The organism is Faecalispora jeddahensis (genome assembly GCF_000577335.1).
In the GTDB taxonomy this organism is placed as follows: Bacteria; Bacillota; Clostridia; order Oscillospirales; family Acutalibacteraceae; genus Faecalispora; species Faecalispora jeddahensis.
The window spans coordinates 1-23,646 of sequence record NZ_CBYL010000048.1; the positions used below are offsets into that span (position 1 = coordinate 1).

Annotated in this window: 20 protein-coding genes, 1 tRNA gene and 1 pseudogene; 9 read left to right on the forward strand and 13 right to left on the reverse strand. The window is 51.4% G+C overall.

The window, feature by feature from the left end:
- The 3 genes and pseudogenes from TY09_RS14850 to TY09_RS14860 all read right to left on the reverse strand — a co-directional run.
- Nucleotides 1-733: pseudogene (locus TY09_RS14850) on the reverse strand (hypothetical protein); the annotation flags it as partial.
- Between the two features lie 323 nt (nt 734-1,056).
- Nucleotides 1,057-2,781 (reverse strand): MORN repeat-containing protein, encoded by a 1,725-nt coding sequence (locus tag TY09_RS14855; RefSeq protein WP_242841512.1) that lies wholly within the window; start codon nt 2,779-2,781, stop codon nt 1,057-1,059.
- Between the two features lie 212 nt (nt 2,782-2,993).
- Entirely contained in the window at nt 2,994-3,218 is a 225-nt protein-coding gene (locus TY09_RS14860; RefSeq protein ID WP_035316619.1) for a hypothetical protein, read from the reverse strand.
- 279 nt (nt 3,219-3,497) lie between these two features.
- Between TY09_RS14860 and trmL the strand changes: the two genes are divergently transcribed.
- The 4 genes from trmL to gpmI all read left to right on the forward strand — a co-directional run bounded on the left by trmL (nt 3,498) and on the right by gpmI (nt 7,872).
- The gene (gene trmL / locus TY09_RS14865) at nt 3,498-3,992 is read left to right on the forward strand and encodes a tRNA (uridine(34)/cytosine(34)/5-carboxymethylaminomethyluridine(34)-2'-O)-methyltransferase TrmL (RefSeq protein ID WP_009062112.1); all 495 of its coding nucleotides are present in this window, start codon (nt 3,498-3,500) and stop codon (nt 3,990-3,992) included.
- A gap of 262 nt (nt 3,993-4,254) precedes the next feature.
- Nucleotides 4,255-5,451 carry a phosphoglycerate kinase gene (locus tag TY09_RS14870; protein ID WP_009062109.1) on the forward strand — a complete coding sequence of 399 codons (1,197 nt, stop codon included), beginning with the start codon at nt 4,255-4,257 and terminating at the stop codon, nt 5,449-5,451.
- A gap of 105 nt (nt 5,452-5,556) precedes the next feature.
- Nucleotides 5,557-6,327 (forward strand): triose-phosphate isomerase, encoded by a 771-nt coding sequence (gene tpiA / locus TY09_RS14875; protein WP_042436054.1) that lies wholly within the window; start codon nt 5,557-5,559, stop codon nt 6,325-6,327.
- Nucleotides 6,328-6,357: 30 nt separating this feature from the next.
- Nucleotides 6,358-7,872 carry a 2,3-bisphosphoglycerate-independent phosphoglycerate mutase gene (gene gpmI, locus TY09_RS14880; protein ID WP_042436056.1) on the forward strand — a complete coding sequence of 505 codons (1,515 nt, stop codon included), beginning with the start codon at nt 6,358-6,360 and terminating at the stop codon, nt 7,870-7,872.
- A gap of 81 nt (nt 7,873-7,953) precedes the next feature.
- Here the strand turns inward: gpmI and TY09_RS14885 are convergent, their stop codons facing one another.
- From TY09_RS14885 to TY09_RS14910, 6 genes are all read right to left on the reverse strand, one after another.
- Nucleotides 7,954-8,376 (reverse strand): hypothetical protein, encoded by a 423-nt coding sequence (locus TY09_RS14885; protein WP_042436059.1) that lies wholly within the window; start codon nt 8,374-8,376, stop codon nt 7,954-7,956.
- A 106-nt stretch (nt 8,377-8,482) separates the two neighbouring features.
- Nucleotides 8,483-9,070 (reverse strand): hypothetical protein, encoded by a 588-nt coding sequence (locus TY09_RS14890; RefSeq protein ID WP_042436063.1) that lies wholly within the window; start codon nt 9,068-9,070, stop codon nt 8,483-8,485.
- Between the two features lie 349 nt (nt 9,071-9,419).
- The gene (locus tag TY09_RS17745) at nt 9,420-11,237 is read right to left on the reverse strand and encodes a serine hydrolase domain-containing protein (RefSeq protein ID WP_052335705.1); all 1,818 of its coding nucleotides are present in this window, start codon (nt 11,235-11,237) and stop codon (nt 9,420-9,422) included.
- Nucleotides 11,234-12,478: a competence/damage-inducible protein A gene (locus tag TY09_RS14900; protein ID WP_042436065.1), complete on the reverse strand. Its 1,245-nt coding sequence runs from the start codon at nt 12,476-12,478 to the stop codon at nt 11,234-11,236. The genes TY09_RS17745 and TY09_RS14900 overlap by 4 nt, the downstream gene beginning before the upstream one ends.
- 115 nt (nt 12,479-12,593) lie before the next feature.
- Complete coding sequence (thiI, locus tag TY09_RS14905; RefSeq protein ID WP_042436067.1) at nt 12,594-13,778, reverse strand: tRNA uracil 4-sulfurtransferase ThiI; 1,185 nt, start codon at nt 13,776-13,778, stop codon at nt 12,594-12,596.
- Between the two features lie 9 nt (nt 13,779-13,787).
- Nucleotides 13,788-14,924: a cysteine desulfurase family protein gene (locus TY09_RS14910; RefSeq protein ID WP_042436070.1), complete on the reverse strand. Its 1,137-nt coding sequence runs from the start codon at nt 14,922-14,924 to the stop codon at nt 13,788-13,790.
- 530 nt (nt 14,925-15,454) lie between these two features.
- Between TY09_RS14910 and TY09_RS14915 the strand changes: the two genes are divergently transcribed.
- Nucleotides 15,455-15,883: a Fur family transcriptional regulator gene (locus TY09_RS14915; protein ID WP_009061755.1), complete on the forward strand. Its 429-nt coding sequence runs from the start codon at nt 15,455-15,457 to the stop codon at nt 15,881-15,883.
- A 154-nt stretch (nt 15,884-16,037) separates the two neighbouring features.
- Here the strand turns inward: TY09_RS14915 and TY09_RS14920 are convergent, their stop codons facing one another.
- Both TY09_RS14920 and lexA read right to left on the reverse strand, forming a co-directional pair.
- Nucleotides 16,038-17,066 carry a threonine aldolase family protein gene (locus tag TY09_RS14920; RefSeq protein WP_042436072.1) on the reverse strand — a complete coding sequence of 343 codons (1,029 nt, stop codon included), beginning with the start codon at nt 17,064-17,066 and terminating at the stop codon, nt 16,038-16,040.
- A 113-nt stretch (nt 17,067-17,179) separates the two neighbouring features.
- A complete protein-coding gene (gene lexA / locus TY09_RS14925; protein ID WP_009061776.1) occupies nt 17,180-17,767 on the reverse strand; it encodes a transcriptional repressor LexA in 588 nt (195 codons plus the stop codon).
- A gap of 395 nt (nt 17,768-18,162) precedes the next feature.
- Between lexA and TY09_RS14930 the strand changes: the two genes are divergently transcribed.
- The 3 genes from TY09_RS14930 (at nt 18,163) to spo0A (ending at nt 21,360) form a co-directional block, all read left to right on the forward strand.
- Entirely contained in the window at nt 18,163-18,930 is a 768-nt protein-coding gene (locus TY09_RS14930; RefSeq protein ID WP_009061706.1) for a M23 family metallopeptidase, read from the forward strand.
- A 274-nt stretch (nt 18,931-19,204) separates the two neighbouring features.
- Nucleotides 19,205-20,452: a SpoIVB peptidase gene (spoIVB, locus tag TY09_RS14935; protein WP_042436080.1), complete on the forward strand. Its 1,248-nt coding sequence runs from the start codon at nt 19,205-19,207 to the stop codon at nt 20,450-20,452.
- Nucleotides 20,453-20,580: 128 nt separating this feature from the next.
- Nucleotides 20,581-21,360, forward strand: coding sequence for a sporulation transcription factor Spo0A (gene spo0A / locus TY09_RS14940; RefSeq protein ID WP_009061726.1), 780 nt, complete (start codon nt 20,581-20,583; stop codon nt 21,358-21,360).
- A 256-nt stretch (nt 21,361-21,616) separates the two neighbouring features.
- Here the strand turns inward: spo0A and TY09_RS14945 are convergent, their stop codons facing one another.
- On the reverse strand, nt 21,617-22,567 hold the full coding sequence (locus TY09_RS14945; protein WP_042436082.1) for a phosphodiester glycosidase family protein: 951 nt from the start codon (nt 22,565-22,567) through the stop codon (nt 21,617-21,619).
- A gap of 95 nt (nt 22,568-22,662) precedes the next feature.
- Nucleotides 22,663-23,391 (reverse strand): NAD-dependent protein deacylase, encoded by a 729-nt coding sequence (locus TY09_RS14950; RefSeq protein WP_042436084.1) that lies wholly within the window; start codon nt 23,389-23,391, stop codon nt 22,663-22,665.
- Between the two features lie 179 nt (nt 23,392-23,570).
- Here TY09_RS14950 and TY09_RS14955 point away from each other — a divergent pair.
- A tRNA-Pro gene (locus TY09_RS14955) sits at nt 23,571-23,646 on the forward strand.

The following is a 23,646-nucleotide window of genomic DNA, read 5'->3' on the forward strand; positions in this document are numbered from 1 at the left end:
CCGCAAGATTCTGTGCATCACTTACATTTGCGGTAGGTTTAGTATCAGCAACTACAAAATAGCCCGCTTTTGCTGCTGTGTAAGCAGTGTTAGCCTCAGTACTATCCTTGGTGTACAGAGTCTCCAAGCCAGTGGCCTTCAAATACGTAGCTACCTGTGTGCCGGTGGTCTTAGCCGCTGTGTAAACACCAACAGTTAGGCTTGCATCGTTCTGAGCAGCAGTCGAAACATCGCCAGGTCTCTCAGTAGGATCATCGAGATCATTTGCCTTGCCCAGGAACAGCTTGCCTTCTACATCGACATAAACCTCGATGTCTTTGTCAGCTCTTACGGTTACTTCTTTGTCGTCACGATCATAATCAGCCTCGAAACGAACGTTGATGGTCTCTTTACCGGAAGCACCTTTTCTGATGATAATCTTGTCATCATCAAAACGAAGGAGCTTGTCGCCGGATACGTGGGAAATCTTTACAAGATCTTCACCAGTCGCATCCTCACGGTCGTAGGTCTGAACATCGGCGCTCTCGCCGGCCTTTTCAATCAATTCAGACAAACTGATGTCAGGAATTTCTTTGGTATCGTCACTTACCAAGTAGATGGTGTCCTTCAGGCCATCCACAGAACCAGTTTCAGTTCTGGTCGCTGCAGAAGCGAAGTTCAGGGATGAAAAGCTCGACACGATCATGGCAGAAGCCAGAACCAGTGACAAAACTTTGCTTTTGGTTTTGTTCATCCTTTTTAGTCCTCCTTAAAAATTTGTTTTTGTTTGTGCGTATTTGCGTTGTGCTTATGAAACGTAAACATACATGGCAGCCCCGGGTTTCGCCCCCCGGGACAAGCGGAAATAACAAGGTTTCGTAAGAAACACACAGCCATACCGCTTATATGTTTAGTTGAATTATAAGGGATAGGGGACAGATTGTCAAGGACATTTTTGCCTTTTTTTGAAATTTTAACAACCCGCGAAGCCTTGGTACGCCTGGATTTCTCAGGATTTTCCTTGGTAAAATCAGTTATGTCCAATTCATAGACGAAATGTTAACAATTTATGAATTATTACATTTTTCTGTCTTTTTTCTTTCCATCGCTTTCTTGGGATTTTTCTGGTGAAAGCACATGCGCGGGCAGGCCGTCCTCATAATAGACCCCCGAAATCGGTTCGCCGTTTTGCCACCTGCCGGTAAACTCTATTTGCATTTGCCCGTTGGGCAGATACGAGGTGCCAATTCCGTGGCGCGCTCCGTTTTGCCACTGTCCGGTATAGCAGATGCGGCCCTCGGCGTCAAACAGCGTGACGTCGCCGCTGGGGCTGCCGTTTTGCCACCGGGCGACCAGCAGGGTGCCGTCTTTGGTGCGGAAGCTGGCCCCCACGCCGTGGCGCCGGCCATTTTCAATTGCGCCCGCGTAGCAGACAGAGCCGTCCGGGCCAATCACCGCGCCGGAGCCGCTGGGGCGGTCGTTCCGCCATGTGCCCGCGTAAAGGCTGCTGCCGTCCGGGCGAAAGCCGACTCCGGCTCCCTCCCGGCGATCATTTCGCCATGCGCCCGCGTAGCACAGCCGGCCTGTTTTATAATAGTAAGCGCCCAGGCCGTCACGCCTGCCGCGGGAATAGGTGCCCTCGTACGCAGTTTTGCCGTCCGGCATTTCCGTGCGGCCCCGCCCGTGGCGCAGACCATCCAGCAGCTCGCCGAAATAGCGGTAGCGCTCCGTCTGGCTGATGACGATCGACTGTACCGCGCGCGGGATTTCCTCAGCGGCCTCCGGAGGCGCGGGATGCGTACCGGAATAAAAGCCCGGCGCGCGGATAGCGCCGTCTGCCCCGCGTTTTGCCACCGTATAACGAACAGGAGCGCACTCCTCGAGCTGTTCCGAAAACGGTTCGCAAACCGGTTCAGGAACATCCGGCTGGGTGGATTCTTTTTTTGGAAAATTCTGTATTTTTTCCGATTCGGCGCATAGATGCTCCCGAATCACATACAGATTCTCTTCCATTTTTTGAATCTGCTCGATTAAATCAGAAACTGAGATCTCCTGCGGCTGCAGCAAAATCAGAGAAGGCTCTTCTTCCTCCGCATGCTCTTCTTTCTGTGCGGCCATCGGTTCGGGTGAAGGCTTGTCCGGTACAAACACGGGAATGGATGGAATCGCGCCGCTGTTCAGCCGCTCCTGCAGTTCCGTACGCTGACAGTATTCCTCCTCCGTGCAATAGCAGAAATCGCCGTCCAGCCGCGCTGCGAGGATCTGCGGCTCGCCTGCTTCGGAATCGATCATCGCCTGCTCTGCTGTGCCCATTTGAATCGGGCAGGCACGCAGAACGGTTTGGATTTGCTCCCCGTTTTCCTGCCGGTGCGTCCACATCAGCTCGTCGGAATGCTCCGCTATAACGGAAAGAGACTCCTGCACTTCACTGCCGGGTGCATAATACTCCACACGCTGCAGGTGATGCTCCTTGTCGTATTCCATGCGGCTGCACACGCCTCTGTTTTCATTATAAAAAGAAAGGGCCCAGCCGCCCGGTATGGAACTTGCCTGCTCCGTCAGGCGGTGATCGCTGTGCTTCTCCCAGACAAAGCCGCCCGGAGAGATCGCATAGCGCACCTGCACCTGCATCCCGTCCTCATGGTCTGAAATACGCCCTTTCACCTTATGTACTTCGCCCTGGAAAAAATCGCGGCGCGCCTGAAACAACGCCCCATGCAGCGAAGTAAGGGCGCTGTATCCTTTCTTATAAATCGTCAGTATCTCCTGCTCCGAAACCCGCATGGCTCGAAATCCTCCCAAGGCCGGGCCGCCTGCCCACCTGATCTGATGTAAATCTGCGTCCTTTCTCCCACCCACGGCGGGAGCATCTTCTATTCAGTAGTTTATCTGATTCAAAAGTCTTTGGCAAGGGAATCGTGCCGTTTTTTTGCAGATTTTCCCTAAAACGAAAGCTGCCGTAAAACGGTGCGAAATTTCACATCCGTTTTACGGCAGCCGTGCCTGGGCCGTGTTTATTTGAACATATACTCCATGTTGTCCAGCACACCATTCACTTTGCGCATCGCCTTGCCAGCGGTACGCTTGAGCTGACGGTTGCTTTTCATCGCTTTGCTGCTGACGCTGGCTACCGCCAGGCCGGCTACCAGCCCCGCACTTATGCCCTTTACAAATCCCTTTGTTTCGTTATACATATCGCATACCCTCCATATGGTGTAGATCATTTTCAGACCCGACATTATTTATTCCCTCCAGATTCCATAGATAATCAGAAAGATTATGGCAAAACCAATTTTCACACTTTATCTTTTCCGAATGATTTGCAATTTATTGATCGGCTTTCTGCCCTGCTGTAAATCATCCGTTGTTACTCCCGCCCGCGGCAGAAGTGAAACGGCTTTTCATTTTTTAACTGCAGATTTGCAATTTATAGATGGACTTTTTGCCCCGCTTGGATTATGATTGGTATGATAAACGACAATTATTCCCAAACTAAACTCGAAAGGATACCCCGAATCATGGCGACCCTGAACATTGTTATGGTAGAACCGGAAATTCCCCAGAATACAGGCAACGTGGCGCGCACCTGCGCCGCAACCGGAGCTACTCTGCATTTAGTGGGGCCGATGGGCTTTACCATCGACGATAAAAAACTCAAACGCGCCGGGCTGGATTACTGGCATTTGCTCGATATTCGTTACTATGCTACTTTGTCCGATTTCTTCAAACAAAATACCGGGGATTTTTTCTATTTTTCAACAAAGGCGCCGCGCACCCACACACAGGTTTCTTACCCGGACAACAGCTACCTGGTGTTTGGCAAAGAGACCGCCGGACTGCCGGAAGAACTGCTGCAGAAAAACCCTGATTCCGTTGTGCGCATCCCCATGCTGGAAGAGGCGCGCAGTCTGAACCTTTCCAACGCGGTGGCGATCGGCGTATACGAAGCGCTGCGTCAATGGGATTACCCCCGTTTGACCCGCATTGGTCACCCGCGCAGCTTTACATGGTAATTTTTTCGCAAATCGAATTTATACCTGTTCGTGCACTTGAAAAGACGGCAAAAATAGGATAAAATAAAATCGGATAATTAATAATTTAACAATATTGATTGGCAAATTCCATACAGCCAAATCTGAATCATGATAATAGCCAATTTGCTTTGAAAGGCCTCTATTAAAAACAACGATTTCTTCTCCCACCAGCGGCGGGGAAAGGAATCAGCAATCTGTTTAAAAGCAAATCCATATATCATAACAATAAGGAGTGCAGCTTATGAACTATCTGAACAAAAAGAGTGTGGAAGATATTGATGTTGCGGGCAAACGCGTTTTGGTCCGCTGCGACTTTAACGTTCCTTTTGACGGTGAGGGAAACATTTCGGACCCCAAGCGCATCGATGAAGCGCTCAAAACCATCCGCTACCTGATCGATCATCACGCAAAGGTCATCCTCTGCTCTCACCTGGGCCGCCCGAAGGGTGAATTCAACCCCAAATACTCTTTGGCCCCCGTGGCGGAATACCTTTCAAAGGTGCTCGGCCAGCCCGTGCAGATGGCGAAGGACGTGATCGGCGACAGCGCCAAAGCGATTTGTGCCTCTTTAAAGGAAGGCGAAGTCGCTCTTCTGGAAAACGTGCGCTTCCATAAAGAAGAAGAAAAAAACGATCCGGAATTCTCGAAGGCGCTGGCCTCTCTGGCAGAGATCTACGTCAACGACGCATTCGGTACCGCACACCGCGCACACGCTTCCACCGCAGGCGTGGCAGCTTACCTGCCTGCCGTATGCGGCTATTTGATTCAGAAGGAAATCACCGTCATGGGCAACGCTCTGGCGAACCCGAAGCGCCCTTTTATCGCGATTCTGGGCGGCGCGAAGGTTTCGGATAAAATCGGCGTGATCAGCAACCTGCTGGACAAGGTGGATACACTGATCATCGGCGGCGGCATGGCCTACACCTTCATGAAAGCACTGGGTTATTCCATCGGCACCTCGATCTGCGAGGACGACAAGCTGGATCTCGCACAGGAAATGATGGCAAAGGCCAAGGAAAAGAATGTAAAATTCCTGATTCCGCTGGATAACGTGGTTGCCGACAAATACGACGAAAACGCGAACCATCATGTCGCCGATTCCGACCAGATTCCGGACGGCTGGATGGGCCTTGACATTGGGCCGAAAACGCAGGAGTTATTCACCTCTGCCCTGAAGGGTGCGGGAACGGTTGTATGGAACGGGCCGATGGGCGTCAGCGAATGGAAAAACTTTGCGGCCGGTACAGTGGCGGTGGCGAAAGCCGTTGCCGAAAGCGGCGCAGTTTCCATCATCGGCGGCGGCGATTCCGCAGCGGCCGTGGAGCAGCTTGGCTTTGCGGATAAAATGACTCATATCTCCACCGGCGGCGGCGCGTCTCTGGAATTCCTGGAGGGCCTGGAGCTGCCCGGCATTGCTTGCCTGAACGATAAAAACTGAGGATGTGAAAGGGCAGGCGGAAGTCTGCCCTTTTTTTGACCGGGGCTTCCCCACCTTTCCATTTCTGGGGATCGTCCCAGTACCGATAGAAAGGAAGAAAATCCTATGAATAAAGAATTGAGAAAAGCTGTTATTGCCGGCAACTGGAAGATGAACAAAAATCCCGAGGAGACCAAAGCGCTGCTGGCTGAGGTCGCCCCGCTGGTCAAGGACGCAGCGTGCGAGGTCGTCGCCTGCGTTCCGTTTATCGATCTTCCCGCGGCAGTCGAAACCGCGAAAGGCACAAACATCAAAATCGGTGCGCAGAACTGCCACTGGGAAGAAAGCGGCGCCTTTACCGGAGAGATCGCAGCGAACATGCTTACCTCCATCGGCGTTTCTTATGTCATCATCGGGCACAGCGAGCGCCGCACCTATTTCGGCGAAACCGACCAGACTGTCAATCAAAGAATCCGCGCCGCGCTTGATGCCGGACTTTCTGTGATCCTGTGTGTCGGAGAAACACTTGAGCAGCGCGAGCAGGGCATCACGGAGGAACTGGTCGCACTCCAGACAAAAATCGCTTTGCTGGGCGTAACGAAGGAAGAGCTCGCCCGCGTCATCATTGCTTACGAACCCATCTGGGCCATCGGCACAGGCCGTACCGCTACCTCCGCGCAGGCGGGAGAGGTCTGTAGGGCCATCCGCAGCGTGATCGCCGCGCTCTACGATAAACAGACAGCCGACGCCTTCACCATTCAGTACGGCGGTTCCATGAACGCCAAAAACGCCGCAGAGCTGCTGGCGCAGGGCGACGTGGACGGTGGCCTGATCGGCGGCGCTTCGCTGAAAGCCGCGGACTTTGCGGAAATTGTCCGCGCGGCTTCTGAGGGTTGACCCCCAACTGTATCGCAAAGGAGAACTGTTATGAAAAAACCTCTGATCTTAATGATTTTGGACGGCTTTGGCATCGCTCCCGAATATGGCAACGCCATCATGGCCGCCAAAAAACCGAATCTGGATCGTCTCTTCCGCGAAAATCCCCTCACTCAGATCGGCGCCTCGGGCCTGAATGTCGGCCTGCCGAACGGGCAGATGGGCAATTCCGAAGTTGGCCACACCAACATCGGCGCGGGACGCATTGTATACCAGGAGCTGACCCGCATCACAAAGGAAATCGAGGACGGTGATTTTTATAAGAATCCTGCTCTCATCAAAGCAGTGGCGGCCGCGAAAGCCAAGGGTACGGCGCTGCACCTGATCGGCCTGCTCTCTGACGGCGGCGTGCACAGCCACAACGGTCATCTGTACGCACTGCTGGAGCTGGCAAAGCAAAACGGTCTTTCGAAGGTATATGTTCACGCACTGCTCGATGGCCGCGATGTTCCCCCTTCCTCCGGCAAAGGGTTTGTTGAGGATTGCCTTGCCAAGATGCAGAAAATCGGCGTGGGCGAAATCGCAACAGTGGCCGGGCGCTACTATGCGATGGACCGCGATAACCGCTGGGAGCGTGTCTCCAAAGCGTACAACGCGATGGTGCTGGGCGAAGGCGTGCAGAATTCCGATCCTGTGGCCGCTGTTGCCAAGTCGTATGAGGATGGCGTGACCGACGAATTTGTCATGCCGGTAGTCTGCGGGCCTGAAGGCCGGATTTCCGCCGACGATTCCGTGATTTTCTTCAACTTCCGCCCCGACCGTGCCAGAGAACTGACCCGCGCGTTTGTCGACCCCGATTTTACCGGCTTTGAGCGCGCCAAGGGCTTCTTCCCGCTGACCTACGTCTGCATGACGCAATATGATGCGACCATGCCGAACGTGGACGTCGCGTTCCATCCTCAGAGCCTGAAGAACACGCTGGGGGAATACCTTTCGAATCTGGGCATGACCCAGCTGCGCATTGCCGAAACAGAAAAATACGCGCATGTAACCTTCTTCTTTAACGGCGGCGTAGAGACAGTATATCCCGGCGAGGACCGTGTACTGATTCATTCCCCGAAGGTTGCCACCTATGATCTGCAGCCTGAAATGAGCGCATACGCCGTGACCGACGCTCTGGTAGAGAAAATCGACAGCGGCATGTACGATGTGATTATTCTCAACTACGCCAACTGCGACATGGTAGGACATACCGGAATATTCGATGCAGCCAAAGCCGCGGTAGAGGCCGTTGATATCTGCGTCGGCCGCGTGATCGACGCGATCGAGCGCATGCACGGTACCGCGATCATCACCGCGGACCACGGCAACGCTGAAAAGATGTACGAAGAGGACGGTTCACCCTTTACCGCTCACACCACAAATCCTGTTCCGTTCTGCGTTGTCGGCTATCCGTGCAAGCTGCGCGAAAACGGCAAGCTGGCGGATATTGCGCCGACCATGCTCAAGATTCTCGGTTTGCCGCAGCCGGCTGAAATGACGGGTGAAAGCATTATTGTGGATTGATCATATTTCAATACAGAAAACAGCAGCAGGGGCATACCAAAACCGGAATGCCCCTGCTGCTGTTTTCTGTATTTTAATTCTCTAATGGCGAAAAAAACGTACTGTCGTGTTTGTTTCCACGTCATAATAATAAAAAGAGTCTTTCCCTAAAACGGCAATTATATTTTTGGAGGGATTATCTGCCTTTAGCAGATATAGATTTTCTTCCACATGCTCATAGGTTCCTTCCAATAAAACCTTCTCTTCGTTGTCACTTTCTCCTCCTCGTTCGAGTCTTTCAATCTTAAACTCATTGTGAAAAAACCGAGCATTATAGTACGTAGAAGAAAAAGGTTTTGATTGATATAACCCATTAATTGTACCGGAGGGAGTAATCTGATCGATCTTATTAGCCATTCCCCCAAATAAAACAAGAAATAAAATGGCCATCAGTAAAAAAATTGGAAAAGGAAGCGTTTTATGATAAAACCGGGACAAGCGTTCTTTGAATGGAATTTTTTCCATCCATAACCACTCCTTAATAGAATTAAGTCTTTAAAATCGCGCTTTGCGGAAGAAATTCTTAAATCATAACAGGCAGATAGATTCTTTTTGAACACTTTAGTACGGATTACTTCACTTTTTTTGCTGAAAGATCGTAACTGTCCAGAGTAGATGGATACATTGTCATATACAGCGTGGTCTTACCAGTTTTAATATTGGTCCGATATATATTCGCTTGTCGAACCTCCATTGTTTTACTGACATATAGCTTGAAATAATTTGTTTTATTGGGTGCATCTACACTATACCCAGTAACATCCTTAACACTTGCTACGCCTAATTCGATCGTAATATCTACATACTTGAAAGGTTTCGAAAAGCTAACGGAAGCACTTATTGCTGGGCCACCTTCATCGCTCCAGGAAAATCCTCCACCAGTAGGAAACCGGGTACCATTTTTGGGCTGCCCTCCTGCATACCCACCTTTAGTAACATATTTTGTTTGAACATACTCCGTATCATAAGTATAATCACGATCACTTAAAGCCAATTGATATTGGCCTTGTAAGGAAGCAATTTTGGCATCCACTTGTCGTTGAATATCTGCATCACGCTCTTCCTGAGAAATTACTTTGCTGACTATTGGTTTTTCCGCCTGAGCGGCATAGGAAGAAAAAGATATAGAACTAAATGCGACTGCCAGAGTGAGAACCAACGCTGAAAATCTTTTTGTTTTTTCATAATCAAAGTTCTCCTTCTATTTTTTAAATTTAAAAAAGCGCTTTTCTTAATAATTATATAGGAGTTAATTAATAGTGTCAATATCATATATATATTTAAAATAAATATTATTTCATAACTATTTTTTTTAAATTTTTAATTAAAATTAATCTTGAATTTGCAATAATCATATTTTTAAAGGAGCCACAAAAACAGGAAGCACAGATAGAAACCTGTGCTTCCTGTTTTCATCAGCTACGTATTTTTCTTACTTGCATGTAAAAATACAGATCTATCCAATGCATTTATTATTTAGAAAAAATTTAGATAAAAGAATATAACCATCACTCAGTAGCTTCCAAATCCAGTCGGCCGCTGGCCTTCGGCACAGCGATACGGCGCAGATAGCCGGGCACGCGTTCGCCGCTCAGGCGCTCTGTGAGAAGCCGCTCCATATTGCCACCGGAATTCCCCAGCAGGCTCGCCAGCAGCTTTGAAGCGTTTTCGACAGACGGAATCTCCTGAAAACGGACCAAAATGCGTTCGCCGCTGAAAATGAATTTAATGACACGGGTATTCGGTGTTTCAAGGAAGGAAATATACAGCTTTAACACCGGGCGGCCATCCTCGTCGCGGGTCAGGCGCGCCATGTTACCGGTAACGTAGACCTCTTCGTTAATGTTCAGCACACTTCGGCGCGGTTCGCCGTCCAGCCCTGCGCGGATGGTCTGATTTTCCTCTCCGTCCGAAAATTCGATCGTACAAAAATCCGGTGCGAACGCAAACGATACCCGCTGAATCGGCGGGAGAAAGCTGTCTTTTTCCACAGAGAAGATAAACGGCAGAATGGTGCCATACGAATTCTCCAGCTTGTAAGAACGGCCGTTGATCCATTTGGCATCCACACTGAGCTGCGGTACGGAACGTTGTGGGAACAGCGCCTGCTCCACCCGCTCCCGCAGCGTGCGCCGTCTGCGCACCGGAATCGTATCGGGAAACAGCGCAAGTGAAGCCTCTGTCTTTTTCAAAGCACGGGCGGCGCCCATATTCTCCGGAAGCGGGAACGCGAAAAAAGCTTCGTCGCTGCCGAAATACTTTTGAATGATCTCGGCGCTTTTATCCACAAACAGGCCATGACTGCCGCTTGTAATCGCAATGACCGCATCGATCTGCGGGATCACCACCACATACTGGCCAAACACGCCGTTAAACTGGTAGGCTCCCGGAATCGGAAACTCCCACAGGTGGTAGCCATAGGCTGTTTCGTGCTCGCCCATCAGGGTGCGCACGCCCATATCGGTGGATTCCGCAATCCATTGCTCCGAAAGCAGGCGGTGGGGTTCCCCGTCCACCGTCCACATTCCTTTCTGCAAATACAGCTGGCCCAGCTTCGCCATATCCTCGGGCCGCAGAAATAATCCCCAGCCGCCTTTTTCGATCCCCATCGGGCAGCGTTCCCACACCACATGGTCGATGCCCAGCGGCTCAAACAGGCGCGGCTGCAGGTAATCCGTCAGTCCCTCCCCCGTTTTCCGCTGGATCAGCGCGCTGAGAATGTAGGAATTCATGCTGTTATACGTAAATTTTTCGCCCGGCTCATACGCGCAGTCCGACGTCAGGTAGGATTTTAGCCAGTCGCGCTCAAACACGCTGTTTGCCTCATTAAAGCGGATACCGGACGTCATGTTCAGCAGGTGGCGCACGGTGATCTGCTCCACCCTGTGCCGACGGAACGGCGGGGGCGGCATTTTATCGGAGAACAGCTCGGCGATCCGGTCATCAAGCGTGAACAAGCCCTCTTCGATTGCCATACCTACCGCCATTGCGGTAACGGATTTGGAAAGCGAATACACCATCTGCGCGTAAATGCCGGAGTACGGCTTCCAGTTGGCCTGAGCGATCAGCTTGCCGTGGCGCAGGATCACGATGCTGTGCACCTTGATTTCCGGGCACGCATCGAGCTCACGGAGAAAACGCTCCAGATACGCCGAAGAGACCCCCTGGGCCTCCGGCGTAGAGCGCGGCAAAGGCTTGCGGGAAAGCCCGGCAGGATACCGGGGCTTTTCCGGAACAAATGGCACCGGTGAAAGGTGGCGCAGCTCACCGCGCATCCCCTTTCTCACCGCATCCACGGCCTTGAACTGCGCTCTCAGATCCATCATAAAGGAAGCTCCTCCAAGCGGCGGCGAACCATATCCAACGCAAAGGACGCCGCTGTGTATCTGTAATAGCTGCGGGGGCGGCGATGGCTGAACACCTTTACCTTGCGCACCACGGTGCCGTCTTTGTCACTGAGCCCCACGTAAATCAGCCCGATAGGCTTTTCCTCAGTACCGCCGTCCGGCCCGGCAATACCGGTGATACCGATACCGATGTCGCTGCCGGATTTTCTCCGCACCCCCTCGGCCATTGCGGCCGCAACCTCTTCACTCACTGCGCCGTGCTTCTCCAGCAATTCCTCCGGCACGTCAAGCAGCAGCGTTTTGATACGGTTGGCATAGGTGACTGCTCCCATCTCAAACACTTGAGAGGAGCCGGGAATATCGGTAATCCGCTTGGCAAGAAGTCCGCCGGAGCAGGACTCCGCCGTCGCGATCGTCATCTTTCTCTCACTGAGAAGGTTTACGGCAAGCTGCTCCAGGCTGTCGACATTGATGCCGTACACGCAGTCGCCAATCCGCTCGCGGATGCGCTCCGCGACCGGGCGGCACATTTCCTCCGCCTTCTGTGCGTTTTCCGCCTTAGCGGTAACGCGTACATACATTTCGCCCTCTTTGGCATAGGTGGCAACCGTGGGGTTCGAAGCGTCCGTCATGTCGGAGAGCATCTCTGCAACAGCACCCTCGCCCTGGCCAAACACATGCACATTCATGGAAAAGATGCTTGCGTTTTCACGCTTCATCAAAAACGGGATCCCGTAATTATGCAGCATGGGAATCAGCTCTGACGGCGGGCCGGGGAACATCATGATGATCTTGCCCTCTTTGGTCTCCACCGCGCAGCCCGGCGCGGTGCCGCGGTCGTTCAGCAGAACGGTGGAGCCCTCCGGCAGCATCGCCTGCTTCATCTGGTTCTGGCCCATGTATCTGCCGTTGAAGTGCTCCTTGAGGCGCTTCATGCTTTCTTCGTGCACGACAAGGGGTGCACCGGCGCATTCGGCAATCGTTTCCTTCGTCAGATCGTCCTCTGTCGGGCCAAGGCCCCCTGTGGTGATGACCAGATCGCTGCGCTCGAGCGCATGGGTGAGCGCCTCCTTCAAACGGCCGTTGTTATCGCCCACGGTACAGGAAAACATCATATCGATCCCCAGCTCGGACAAAGCCCGCGCTACATAGGAAGCATCGGTATTAATGACCTGGCCGAGCAGCAGCTCGGTTCCTACTGATATGATTTCCGCTTTCATAAAATTGGTATCTCCTTATTCTCCTGGATATAATATTGCGATTTCATCAAAAAAATGATTGCATTCTTCCTGCGCCTTCGGCGGGGGAAAACTGCGATCCCCATAAAAAATCTTTTTAGGCGAGCGAATGATCATATCCGATTTTGATCAGCTTTACCTGAGAAACGCATTCATCGATCAGCGCATCAGCGTCGAGCTGCTGCTCCGCCTGCTCCACAAAATAAAGGTTGGGCTTGGTGCGGGGATGCTTCGGCGTGAACACCGTACAGCAGTCCTCAAACGGCTGAATCGAAATTTCAAAGGTATCGATTTTGCGGGAAATCGCGATGATCTCCGTTTTATCCATGCCGATCAGCGGCCGGAACACCGGCATATCCACCGCCGCCTCGGTGCAGGCGATGGCCCGCATTGTCTGGCTGGCCACCTGGCCCAGACTCTCGCCGGTAATGAGGGCCTCGCAGCCGTTATCCACCGCGATCCGCTCTGAAATGCGCATCATAAAACGGCGCATGATGATCGTGAAAAGCTCCTCAGGGCATTTCGCCATGATCTCTTCCTGAATATGTGCAAAAGGAACCACGCGAAGAATCATGCGGCCCGAATAGTCGCTGACCTTGGTCAGCAGATCAACCACCTTCTGCTCCGCGCGCTCGCTGGTATAAGGAGGGCTTGCAAAGTGGACGGGAACCAGCTCCACGCCGCGCTTTGCCATGCACCACGCCGCCACGGGGCTGTCGATGCCGCCGGAAATAAGCAGAGCCGCTCTTCCGCCTGTGCCGACAGGGATTCCGCCCGCGCCGGGAATGGAGCTTCCATGAATGTACGCGCCAAAATCGCGCACCTCTACCATCACCACCAGGTCGGGATTGTGCACATCGACCGTCAGGTGGGGAAAGTTCTCCATTATATATGCCCCGACCTCAGCAGAAATTTCAGGGGATTTCAGGGGAAAACTCTTGTCGGAGCGCTTGCTTTCCACTTTAAAGGTCTTCACGCGATTCAGATCGCTGGAAAGATACTCGCCGCACGCGGAAAGGATGGATTCCATGTTCTTTTCGGCCACGCACGCGCGCGAAAACGCGGCGATGCCGAAAATTTTGCCGACCTTCTCGGCAACCTCATCCAGATCCTCTTCCCCTTTGGGGGAAATGGTGATGGTAGACTGCGCCACGCGGATGTCGAAATTGCCCAATCTGCCGATGCGGTGGCGGATATTCCGGACGAGCGACGCCTCAAAATTCTTTCGGTTCAAACCTTTGAGCACCAGCTCGCCCAGCTTAATTAAAATGATCTCTCTCATACAAACTCCTTATGATTTTTTCACCAGCTGCTCCATGCCCTGCTTCAGTGCGGCCGTAAGAGCGCCGATTTCTTCCGTTGTAGTAAAGCGGGAAAAGCTCACCCGCAAAGAGGACTCCACCAGCTCGGGCGCAAGACCCATGGCTGTGAGCACATGGCTCGGCTTTGCCTTGGAGCAGGCCGAACCGCTTGAAACAAATATATTTTTCGAAGACAAGAAATGCAGCATCGTTTCGGCGCGGATGCCCGGAACCGAAAAGCTGAATACGTAAGGCATCGCGTCCTCCGGCGAATGGATGACAACACCCGAAAGTCCGCTAAGCTGCTCGCGCAGAGCGGCGCGGAGCGTTTCAAAATGCGCTTTCAGCTCCTGCGGCTGCGGCATCGCACGCACCGCCGCACCGAACCCGGCGATGGCCGGCAGCGGCTCGGTGCCGGGGCGCACTTCTCTTTCCTGCCCACCGCCGAAGCTTCTGGACGGGAAACCTTTCTGGCCCGCCACATACAGTGCGCCGGCGCCCTTTGGCCCGTGAATTTTGTGAGAAGAAACCGTCATCAGATCAATCCCCACGCGCGCGGGCTTGATCGGAACCTTGCAGAACGCCTGCACCGCGTCCACATGCAAAATCGCCGGGGATTTGCTGCGGCGGATCGCCTCCGCTGCCGCCTCCACCGGCATGCGCACGCCGGTTTCGTTATTGACGAGCATCATGCTCACCAGAATCGTATCGCCGGTAATGGCCTGCTCCACCTGCTCCGGCGAGATGTGCCCCGTGGCATCCGGCATCAGGTACTCCACCGTAAAGCCATCCTGCTCAAGCTGCTCCATCACGCGCAGTACGGAGGGATGCTCCACCGCCGTTGTAACGATGCGCTTGCCGCGCCTGCCGTTGCGCTTCACGGCGCCAAACAGCGCAATATTATTTGCTTCCGTTCCCCCCGAGGTAAAATAAATCTCGGAAGGATTCACCGAAAGCCTGTCCGCAACCGCCTGGCGAGCCGCGGTCATCTCGCGCTCCGCCTCAAAGCCCATGGTGTGCAGCGACGAAGGGTTGCCGTACGCCTGTGTCATCACATACAGCGTACGCTCTGCCGCCTGCTCGCACACACGGGTGGTGGCAGCGTTGTCCAGATATATTTTTTCCAAAGCTGAAAGCCTCCAACCTATGATAAATTTCACTTTAAAACAGGCCGTTGATTTCTTTTCCGCCCACGGCGGGGGAAGAAATCAACGTTTCTATAGAAAGTCTCTTTTAAAGCAAATGGGCTGTCAATCGTAATCAGCCCTATTATACCACAGGCGCGACGCGCCGTTGTGGTATATTTTTTGAATTGACGGTATCATAATCTGCTCTGCGGATATTATACACGAAAAGTTCCCAATAGTGAATATGCGCCCGCTTGCATTTTTTGCAAATCCGCGCTATGATTACATACAGAAAGAGTCGGATTCCCTCAGCGTGCCGAAAAACAGAGGCATACTACTAAAAATCGCGCAAGGCGGCAAACCCGCAAATCAGAGAGCATACTTGGTATGTGACCGCAATTTGCAGATGCGGCTGCCCTGTGGGCATACGGCACACAGCAGGCAAAACGAACATCGCTATTTTGCGGCAGCGCGATGGTTTAGTAGTCTGAGGGGCAGATTTCCTTTTCTTTTGCAAGGAGGAACCAAAAATGGCAGAACTGAAAAACACAAAGCAGCGCGGAGCGATTCTGCGTTTTCTGGAAAACAGCCCGGATCCCGTTTCGGCGGAGGATATTTTCGTTTTGCTGAAGCCCTCTTTCCCCCAGTTGGCTCTTTCTACCGTATACCGCAATCTGGAGCGCTTTACCTCCTCCGGGGTTTTGCAAAAAATCAATTTTGAAGACGGCGTGATCCGTTATACGCTGGCCAAGGGCCACGACCACTATTTAATCTGCACCGGATGCAGTAAAAAAATCAAGCTGGACGACTGCCCGCTTTCTCCGCTGGAGCTTCAGCTCGCAAAGGCGACCGGCTTTGAGATCGAGCGCCACAGCTTGACGATCTACGGAAAATGCCCTGACTGTCAGAAAAAGCGCGGTACCCGGGCCGTTGTAAAAAAAGTGGAACGCACACAATAGCGGGAAGAGTTCTGCCGAAACGGCACATTTTTATGAAAACGTGATACACAAAAGCCGCAGAACAGGTTTGTTCTGCGGCTTTTTTACATTATAATATCCACCAATGTACCGTCGTACCATCAAATCAAAACTTGCAGCAAGATCGATTCATATATTATTTCAGCATTTCGATCAATCTTGCGATATCGTCTTCTTTTGTGGCCCAGCTTGTGGCAAATCGTACAACCGTATGCTCTTCATCGGCTTTTTCCCAAAAGCTGAACGCAACTTTCTCCTGCAGCTTTTGCATGACGGAATTCTGCAAAACGATAAACTGTTGATTGGTCGGGGATTCCCAGGCAAACGTGCAGTTTTTTCTGCGAAATCCGTCCTTCAGCAGTTCCGCCATTTCAATCGCATGCCTGCTGATTTTGAAATACAAATCATCCGTAAATAATGTATCGAACTGGATTCCCAGCAAGCGGCCTTTCGCGAGCAGCGCTCCATGCTGTTTTACGGTCGTCATAAAATGCGGGGGCATATGATTTTTTGTAAATACCACCGCTTCGCCGCATAACGCGCCGACCTTTGTGCCGCCAATGTAAAACGCGTCACAGTATTCGGCAATCATAGGCAGAGTGACATCCGTTGTTTTGCTCATTACACCGTAGCCCAGACGCGCTCCATCTAAATACAGGGGGATCTCAAACTTTCTGCAAACTAAGGAAATGTCGCTCAGCTCCTGCTTGCTATACAAGGTACCGTATTCTGTCGGGTGAGAAATATAAACCATTCCCGGGAACACCATATGCTCATGGTTTTCGTCCTTCCAGAATTCCTGTAAATAGCTTTCCAATGTACCGGCTGAAATTTTCCCGTCGTTTTGGGGTATTCCCAGCACCTTGTGCCCTGTATATTCGATCGCGCCTGCCTCGTGGACGCTCACATGGCCCGTTTTGGCCGCCACAACACCCTCATATCGTTTGAGCAGCGCATCAATGACGATCGCATTTGTTTGTGTTCCGCCAACCAGAAACGAAATCTCTGCCTGCGGACATTGACAAGCTTCCCTGATCTTAATTTTTGCGCTTTCACAATATGGATCATTTCCATATCCCGATAACTGTTCTAAATTTGTGTCAAGAAGGCGCTGTAAAATTCTTTCATGCGCTCCTTCCGTATAATCATTTTCAAATGACAACATGCTAATTGAATTCCTCCCAATTCCTGTTTCACCGTCTGCCAGGGCAATTTGCCCGTAAATCTGCGCTGTCTTTGATATGGCAAAGCAACAGCGCATCACAAGTGGTACCCTTTTTAGTAATAGCGGTAAACAGAAATCACGCGGCCAAGCACCAGAGCGCTTTGAGAAAAGATCGGAGAAAACGCGGGGTTTTCCGGCTGCAGGCGGATGTATTCCTGTTCAAAGAAAATCCGCTTGACCGTAGCCTCGTCGTCGATCAGCGCGACAACGATCTGCCCGTTTTCCGCCGCATCCTGGCGGTGCGCGATAATGTAATCCCCGTCAAGAATTCCGGCGTTTTTCATGCTGTCGCCCTGCACGCGCAGCGCAAACAGCTCCTTTTCGGGGTAACGGTGCCCTACCAGCGGCAGGTAGCCCTCGACCTCTTCCACGGCCAGAATCGGCACGCCGGCGGTCACTCTGCCCAAAATCGGCACACGGCTTACCTGCTCGGCGCCTTCAATATGAATGGCGCGATTGAGGCCGGCCTCGCGCCGAATGTAGCCCATATCCTCCAGCGTTTTGAGATGCAGGTGAACGGTCGAAGTGGATTTCAGGCCGGTTGCCTTGCAAATCTCCCGCACGGAGGGCGGCAGGCCATATTGTGCTCTATCTTTTAAGTACTCATATATTTTTTTCTGGCTGCTGCTGAGTCCTTTCATCCCATTTCCTCCCAGGTATTCCAAGTCAACCTTATCATACCACAGGGCCCTATAGATTGCAAACAAATGTTTGCGGATTTTTCACAATTTTTTTGTTTTAAGAGCTGTTTTCATCTTATTTTAATGCAAAATTACATGACTCCAAAAGTTAAAAGAATATTCATAGCGTATTAACAACTGCCCCGCGAATTCAAATTATAATATGAGTGTATTCAGACGATGGAGCCGCACCATCAGAATACAAAGTTCTACCCTCCTCAATATACCCCTCAAGCTAACGAAAAAAGACCGAATCAATTGGATTCGGTCTTTTTTCTTTTTTGCGTCACTTTTTGTTTCAAACGGCATATTTGGTGTTTTTTCTGGTCAAAATAGCCTCGGAGGTGCTTTTACAGATGAGCAGTCTGCATTTTAAATCAGAAAATCAATCCCCAAAGAAAAACAACAAGGGTTTTTATGTCGCGCTGGGCGTTTGCCTGGTTGCCGTTGGTGTTGCCGCCTGGACTACGTATGACAGTGTCGTGAAATATGCCAATCCTCAGGATACGTCCTCGTATTCCACTTCGCCCACCGGACGCACGCAGTCAGGTGTTTATGCCAGCAGCAAGGCGGAAGAGGCTTCGTCTCAGCCGCAGGCCAGCGCGCCGCAATCCGCCGCTCCGTCTTCTTCCAAACCGGCTGCTTCGTCTCAGGCACCGGACAAGACCGCTTCGTCCAAACCCGAGCAGCCCGCCAAACAGACGGCGGCCAAACCCGCATCTTATGTTTACCCGGTTGGGGAAACCCCGAAAGTTACCAAAAATTATAGCGGAGACAACCCCATCTTTTCCGACACGATGCAGGACTGGCGTGTTCACTCCGGCACAGATTTTGAGGCAAAGATCGGCGACCCGGTCAAAGCCATCGACAGCGGAAAGGTCAAGGATCTGTACGCAGACGGCAATCTGGGCAATGTTGCCGTAATTGAGCACAGTGACGGAATCACCGCGTACTACTGTGGCCTGGGTGACACCTTCCTGGTGAAAAAGGGCGATGAAGTAGACGCAGGACAGAAGATTGGCTCGGTCAATGTTGTACCGATCGAATCGGTGGAAAAGCCGCATCTGCATCTGGAAATCAAAAAATCCGGTAAGCTGATCGACCCTATCACTCTCTTCAAATAAGTCAAATCGTACAAAGAAACCCATAAAACAGATAAATCCCCGCCGGCAATCGTCGGCGGGGATTTTTACAAAATTTCATCCAAAAATTTCATCGATCAAAAATCATTTTCTTTTTAAACGGCTTAATTTGAGCCAATTTTAAAAATTTCTGACATTCGCCGCCGACCGTATGAAGAAGTCGATCATTCCTTCCATATTTGCCCAGAAAAAAGCGGATTTGACAACATAAATACTTTCGATTTGACAAAGATTAAATGCGAAAGGAGGTGAATGTTTGAAAAAAGGAAAAAAATTTTTTCAACGATTGACCGGCTGGCTTACCGCACTTACTCTGCTGGCAGGGTCGGCAGTGGGATACTACCACTACACCTTGCCTGATCAGTTCCGCGTGACTGCGGGAACCAAGCTGCGGCTGAACCAGACCGGCCTTAGCATCATCGACACGGTAAACAAAAAAGAAATTACCGCGTCCGCTTTAAAATCCGCAAACCAAAATTACCATGCTCAACTGATGCTGTTTGATGTAATCCCCATCAAAACAGTCAGCGTGAAAGTGGTGCAGGAAAAGCTTTTGGTGCCTTGCGGTACTCCTTTCGGCATCAAAATGTTCACAAACGGCGTGATGGTGGTTGGCGTTGCCGACATTGAAAGCGCCGGAAAAATGATCAATCCCGCCGCTGTGGCGGGCGTGAAGGTGGGCGATATCATTACCGAGGTAAATGGAAAAGGCGTTACCCAGAACAGCCAGGTGGCGAAGCTCATTGAAAGCAGCGCCGGCGCACCGGTCGAGCTTTCCATTAAACGGAATGAAGAAACGCTCACAGCAACTCTTACCCCTATTCTGTCCGATGTGGACGGAAGTTATAAGGGCGGCCTTTGGGTACGTGACAGCACTGCCGGTATCGGCACCGTAACTTTTTATGATCCGTCGAACGGATCGTTCGGCGGTCTTGGCCATGGCATCTGCGACGTGGACACGAATGAGCTGATGCCGCTTCGCAGCGGCGACGTTGTTTCCGTGACCATCAGCGGTATTGTCAAGGGCCAAAAGGGCCGTGCAGGCGAACTGCGCGGCTATTTCAACAACGATTTCCCTGTCGGACAGCTGCAGGCCAATTCCGAAGGTGGTGTGTACGGCACGCTGAATTCCTCTCCTGTTTCTACCGAGGCTATCCCCCTTGCCGTGAAGCAGGAAGTGAAAACAGGCGCTGCACAGATTTACACCACAGTGGACGGAACAACGCCCAGACCTTATGGCATTGAAATCGAATCGATCAACTATCAGGACGGCACCAAAACGAAGAATTTGGTCGTTAAAGTGACCGATCCTGATCTGCTCAGCAAAACGGGAGGAATTGTTCAGGGAATGAGCGGCAGCCCTATTGTGCAAAACGGAAAATTAGTGGGCGCCGTAACCCATGTATTTGTCAATGATCCCACGCGCGGCTACGGAATTCTGGCAGAAAACATGCTGGAAATCTCCGAAAAAACGAGTCTGGAGAGCACGGAAAAGGCATCTTAAAACGAAATTTTTTACTATTTTGAAATATAATTACCAAATTCGCGTAAAAAATATTGTGTAAGGTATTGCCATAAATGCCAATATATGGTATTATAAGCCTGTAAATTAAAAAACAGGGGGATATGTTCATGGAAAAACATTTAAAACTGCTGATTTCTAATGACACTGACGAATTTGCTCGAAGCTATTCTCATGATTTTGAAGTTGCGGGTATTGATGTCGTCTATTCTCCAAAGGATGGACTGAGGGTTTTGGACCATATTGATCTCGAACAACCTGACGTCGTCCTTGTGGACCTGTTCATGCCCCGACTGGATGCGATCGGAGTCATTCATGGGATTCGAAAAAAGTACGCCTCTAAGGCGCCTTCCTTCATTGTCATGTCTACATTCAGCAGCCCCACGCTGGAGCGTGAGGTAATGCTTTCCGGAGCTGCATATTTTGTAATCGTACCGTTTGACGCAAAGGAACTGGCTCAAAGAATCTTAAAAATATGCGGCAGTATCGCCCCAAAATCGGAACAGGCTTCGGTACCGGCACCAAAAGGCAAACCCTCTCTTGAAATCCAGGTCACAGAAATCCTTCACCAGATCGGTGTTCCGGCTCATATTAAGGGATACCATTACCTGAGGGATTCTATTATCATGGCCGTGCAGACACCAGACATTATCAATGCCGTGACCAAGCAGCTGTACCCCAGTGTGGCCAAACGGTACGAGACTACGCCCTCGCGTGTGGAACGTGCTATCCGCCATGCCATTGAGGTAGCCTGGGACAGAGGCGACATCGACATCCTGAATTCCTATTTTGGGTACACGATTCACAACACCCGCGGAAAGCCCACTAACAGTGAGTTTATCGCCATGATCAGCGATAAGCTCCGGCTGGAAATGAAGTCCGCCAGCTAAAGAAAAAACTCCTTTCCCCAATCAGCCGGATGAGGATCCGCTTTTTAGGGAAAGGAGACTTTTTTTGCAATTTTTCGGATTTATTTGTAAATTCAAAAAGCCGATATTTTTAGAAAACAAAGCGAGACAAGGCGGCGGCGCAGGAATACAGGACGTATTCCCAGAATTTTGAACACAGCCGCAGCCCGCTTTTCCTCCAATAGACAATTGCGTTGATCTTACCAACAGAGCTTGTGATAAACAGCCCTGTTTTCGATTACATCGAGGTGCTCTTGGTCACAAACAGCAGGGAGTTCGGAACCGGACGCTCCTTGCCGTCGGACGGCTTATTGCGCAGCAACAGCGTGCTGTTGCCGTAATTGCGGCTGAGCAGCGTAGCGGAACCGCCCGCATCCAGATTGCCGGCCTGCACCGCTCCCATGTCCTTCATCAGCTGGGCAAATTCCTTCAGCGTCGCCCCTGTAGAATACTGGGACTGACGGCCGTCTACCATTACGAAAAACACGGTTCCATCGGCACGAAGGCCAACGCCAAGCCGCGGCGAATAGGTTCTTTGATCCGCATCCTTTTGCGTGACGACGTTTCCGTCCTTAACAAGGAGCGTATCATACAGGCCGATCGCGTTCTGCAGCTCGGATTTCATCTGCGGGTAATCTGCATTCGAAGCGATCACCGGAGTGCCGTCCTTCTTAATTCCGAAAAAGTTCCAGCGATAGGCACGGGAAGACACAGTGCCCTGTACCTCAACGCCGTCTTTGACGACAACGCCCCACGGCTGATTCGTGGTCATATTGAACATATCACCGTTGATCGCCGCGACGACCGGTTTTCCGTTTGCCATGGCCGAAGCAGCCTGCGCGCGCACCGTAGCGGCGTGATAGCCGCCCGCATATGTAGTATCACCGGGTGTGCCAACCGTAATGCCAATCTGTCCCGCTGAGGGCTCGTATTCCAGCATAAAGCACTCATTGATTTTACAACTTAAATTTGTATAGGTGAATCTTGTTTCCACAAGACCGGGCGCTACCGTTCTGCTGTAATCGCTCATCAGAGAGGTCGCTACCAGATTTGTCAGGCTGAGCTGCCCGAACACCGGCACCGCCGCAGAAGCCGTGGCAGACATCTGCACAGCGGCCAGCAACACGGCAGCTGCGGATACAATCTTACGTTTCGTTGATTTTGATTTCGAGCTTTTTGATTGTTTCATCTTTGCTGAGGTCTCCTTCCTTAGTTATCTTCATCTTAGACCATCAGGAAGATTATGTCAACCAAAAACAGGCATTTTCTTCTGGAAAAATTATGTTAAATTTTGGTAATTTTTACTTGGCTGAAGATCTCACCGATCGGGTCACTGATCATCAGCGCCGCGCTCTGATCCGCGGGCGTAGAAGAGCGATTGATCACGACCAGACGGCTGCCGCCAAAATAGTGGATCAACCCGGCGGCAGGGTACACAGCCAGCGACGTTCCGCCAATGATCAGCATGTCTGCCTTGCGGATCGCCGTGACCGCACCGTTGATCACATCCTGGTCAAGCCCCTCCTCATACAGCACCACATCGGGCTTGATCGTACCGCCGCAGGTGCAGATGGGAATTCCTTCGCTGTGCAGAATAAATTCGGCATCATATTCTTTATGGCATTTCTGGCAATAGTTGCGGTGCACAGAGCCGTGCAGCTCGTATACGCGCTTGCTGCCCGCTTTTTGGTGCAGGCCATCAATGTTCTGAGTCACGACCGCCGACAGCTTGCCCGCCTGCTCCAGCTCTGCCAGCTTACGGTGGGCTGCATTTGGCTGTGCATCCAAACACAGCATCTTTTTGCGGTAGAAATCAAAAAACTCCGCCGTGTGCCGCACATAAAAGCTGTGGCTCAGCATTTCCTCTGGCGGATAGCGGAACGATTGGTGATACAGGCCGTCTACACTGCGAAAATCGGGAATCCCGCTTTCTGTGGATACCCCCGCTCCGCCGAAAAACACAATCCGGCTGCTTTCGTCTATCATCTGCTGAAACTGCTCCATCTTTGTCATTCAGAATCCTCCCATCGTCCATTCTCTTTCCTTTATCTTAGTCTGCAAAGTATGGAAAATCAAGCTTCTTATCTATTCTGCCGATTTTACCGACCCGCAAACCGCAAAAAATTCGAAATTTCTCAAAAAAAGGATTGCGTTTTGCCTGCAAGTATGATAAAATAATCCACGTTGCAATTCCGGGTGTGGCGCAGTTGGTAGCGCGCTTGACTGGGGGTCAAGAGGCCGTGAGTTCAAGTCTCGCCACTCGGACCA

Bases quoted from the DNA above. Each gene is read 5' to 3' on its own strand.
- TY09_RS14860 (WP_035316619.1), bottom strand. From the start codon at position 3,218: ATGTCGGGTCTGAAAATGATCTACACCATATGGAGGGTATGCGATATG.
- trmL (WP_009062112.1), top strand. From the start codon at position 3,498: ATGGCGACCCTGAACATTGTTATGGTAGAACCGGAAATTCCCCAGAAT.
- TY09_RS14870 (WP_009062109.1), top strand. From the start codon at position 4,255: ATGAACTATCTGAACAAAAAGAGTGTGGAAGATATTGATGTTGCGGGC.
- tpiA (WP_042436054.1), top strand. From the start codon at position 5,557: ATGAATAAAGAATTGAGAAAAGCTGTTATTGCCGGCAACTGGAAGATG.
- gpmI (WP_042436056.1), top strand. From the start codon at position 6,358: ATGAAAAAACCTCTGATCTTAATGATTTTGGACGGCTTTGGCATCGCT.
- TY09_RS14885 (WP_042436059.1), bottom strand. From the start codon at position 8,376: ATGGAAAAAATTCCATTCAAAGAACGCTTGTCCCGGTTTTATCATAAA.
- TY09_RS17745 (WP_052335705.1), bottom strand. From the start codon at position 11,237: ATGATGGATCTGAGAGCGCAGTTCAAGGCCGTGGATGCGGTGAGAAAG.
- TY09_RS14900 (WP_042436065.1), bottom strand. From the start codon at position 12,478: ATGAAAGCGGAAATCATATCAGTAGGAACCGAGCTGCTGCTCGGCCAG.
- thiI (WP_042436067.1), bottom strand. From the start codon at position 13,778: ATGAGAGAGATCATTTTAATTAAGCTGGGCGAGCTGGTGCTCAAAGGT.
- TY09_RS14915 (WP_009061755.1), top strand. From the start codon at position 15,455: ATGGCAGAACTGAAAAACACAAAGCAGCGCGGAGCGATTCTGCGTTTT.
- TY09_RS14920 (WP_042436072.1), bottom strand. From the start codon at position 17,066: ATGTTGTCATTTGAAAATGATTATACGGAAGGAGCGCATGAAAGAATT.
- lexA (WP_009061776.1), bottom strand. From the start codon at position 17,767: ATGAAAGGACTCAGCAGCAGCCAGAAAAAAATATATGAGTACTTAAAA.
- TY09_RS14930 (WP_009061706.1), top strand. From the start codon at position 18,163: ATGAGCAGTCTGCATTTTAAATCAGAAAATCAATCCCCAAAGAAAAAC.
- spo0A (WP_009061726.1), top strand. From the start codon at position 20,581: ATGGAAAAACATTTAAAACTGCTGATTTCTAATGACACTGACGAATTT.
- TY09_RS14945 (WP_042436082.1), bottom strand. From the start codon at position 22,567: ATGAAACAATCAAAAAGCTCGAAATCAAAATCAACGAAACGTAAGATT.
- TY09_RS14950 (WP_042436084.1), bottom strand. From the start codon at position 23,391: ATGACAAAGATGGAGCAGTTTCAGCAGATGATAGACGAAAGCAGCCGG.